This window comes from Brevibacillus sp. AY1, from assembly GCF_029870785.1.
Taxonomy (GTDB): domain Bacteria; phylum Bacillota; class Bacilli; order Brevibacillales; family Brevibacillaceae; genus Brevibacillus; species Brevibacillus invocatus.
Genome location: NZ_JAFLPN010000094.1, coordinates 1 through 1,755, shown reverse-complemented (window position 1 = coordinate 1,755; position 1,755 = coordinate 1). Strand labels below are relative to the sequence as shown.

Below are 1,755 nucleotides of genomic sequence, written 5' to 3'. Positions count from 1 at the left end.
GGGTGGATTGATTTTTGCCATGGTGGTCAATTTTTTGATGAGCACGGTGGTCAACATTTTGATTGACATTCACAGATGTACATAACATGAATAGAATTATGATTGTTGACGACGCAGCATTTATGAGGACCATGTTAAAGGACAGCATAACCAAAGCAGGTTATGAAGTCGTAGGTGAAGGAAAAGATGGGGAAGAAGCCGTTAAGCTGTATAAGCAACTTAGACCCGATCTTGTTACGATGGACATCACTATGCCGGGCATGGACGGAATAGCTGCTGTGAAAGAGATTCGGGCATTTGATCCGAAGGCAAAGGTGATTATGTGCTCTGCAATGGGACAGCAAGCGATGGTAGTTGAGGCATTGAAAGCAGGAGCAAAAGACTTTCTTGTAAAGCCATTCATCTATGATCGCGTTAAGGATTCGATTGAAAAGGTATTGGGATTGTAATTTATGTGCCTGAAACGATGGGAATTTTAGGATTTTACAACTGATGTTCATAAGTCAGATGGATTCTGGTACATCTTTGATATATCACATTCAGCAGCAAAGCTAAGCTGTTGCCTCCTTAGGACACCTTCGACTAAGAGGCTGATTGCTGTTTTTAGCAAGTAAGAAATGTAGCAAATGGAAATTAAAATGTACCATTTTCCAACCCCTAAATTATTTTCCGTGTAGTAACGATTCTATGTATTGATGGCATTCAAGATTAAAGACAATCAAATGAGAATAAATGAGAGTGATGAATAAACGATCAATAACTGTCTCTGTCAAAATTGGAACACCAAATATATGATTCCATTGGCGAATTGTAAATTGGTCGTAATAATAATGATCTTTTCTTTCGTAGCACATGGAGATAAGCTGGAAAGGTGGCTAGACAGGTCGGCATGCTAACACCAGAGGGTGATAACGGGTAAAATAGAAAAAGGGTAGAAAGACCATTTTTACTTCAGGAATCACCGATTAATGAATCGTGGAGGAATTAAGATATGGATAACCGAAGTTGTAGAGTTGAAAACTGTCAAGGTAAGTATTATGCCAAGGGATTTTGTGCGAAGCATTACCAAAAAAATCGCATGAAACAAAAAGAAGTACCAAGTTCAAGTGCTTTTATTGAAACTGCTGCTACAATTGATATACCCGCTTCGACCGATCGTGTTTGCAAAGTTCCTGGCTGTCAGAATAAGTACGTCGCAAAAGGGTACTGCGCCAATCACTATCAGAAGCATCGTCTTAATGCCATACCTGAGCAAGAAAAGCCAGCTCCCGAGCAAGAAAGGCAGACAATCGGTCGATTTACAGGTATGGTAAGGGAACTTGACTCTTTGGGGCGAATCGTTTTGCCGGTTGAACTTCGGCGCCGTCTAGACATTGAGGTGTCAGATGGTTTGGAGATTTTCAAAGATGGGGAATTGATTATTCTCAGAAAGTATTCTCCAGGCTGCATCTTTTGCGGTAATGTCATGAACGATACCGTTTATTTTAAGGGTAAAATCGTTTGTAGGGAATGCATGAACAACAGTAAAGTTGATAGTTGAAACGTGCTTCAGTAGCTGAGAAATAGCTGCGGGTGCATGTTCTTTTTTGTCTTTCCGTCCATAAATTGTTCCGGGAAAGTTCCCAGAGTAGTAACTATTAAGCGTCTGTTTAAGAGAAGGAGTGGATGTGGTAACTTTCACACAAAGACCTGTTGCTGTCTTTTCTCAACGCGACGCTAAAGCCGGAGGAAGGAAGTCAACTCAAGGAGATTACA

At 40.6% G+C, this 1,755-nt stretch carries 2 protein-coding genes and 1 pseudogene; 2 read left to right on the top strand and 1 reads right to left on the bottom strand.

The features are described from left to right. Positions 1–86: 86 nt before the first annotated feature. Positions 87–449: a response regulator gene (locus JZI27_RS24805; protein ID WP_280209831.1), complete on the top strand. Its 363-nt coding sequence runs from the start codon at positions 87–89 to the stop codon at positions 447–449. Positions 450–662: 213 nt separating this feature from the next. On the opposite strand, the pseudogene JZI27_RS25170 reads toward JZI27_RS24805, so the two are convergent. After that, positions 663–869 (bottom strand): annotated as a pseudogene (locus JZI27_RS25170) (ATP-binding protein); the annotation flags it as partial. A gap of 437 nt (positions 870–1,306) precedes the next feature. On the opposite strand from JZI27_RS25170, the gene JZI27_RS24800 reads away from it, so the two are divergent. After that, positions 1,307–1,540: an AbrB/MazE/SpoVT family DNA-binding domain-containing protein gene (locus JZI27_RS24800; protein ID WP_481752846.1), complete on the top strand. Its 234-nt coding sequence runs from the start codon at positions 1,307–1,309 to the stop codon at positions 1,538–1,540. Positions 1,541–1,755 lie beyond the last annotated feature (215 nt).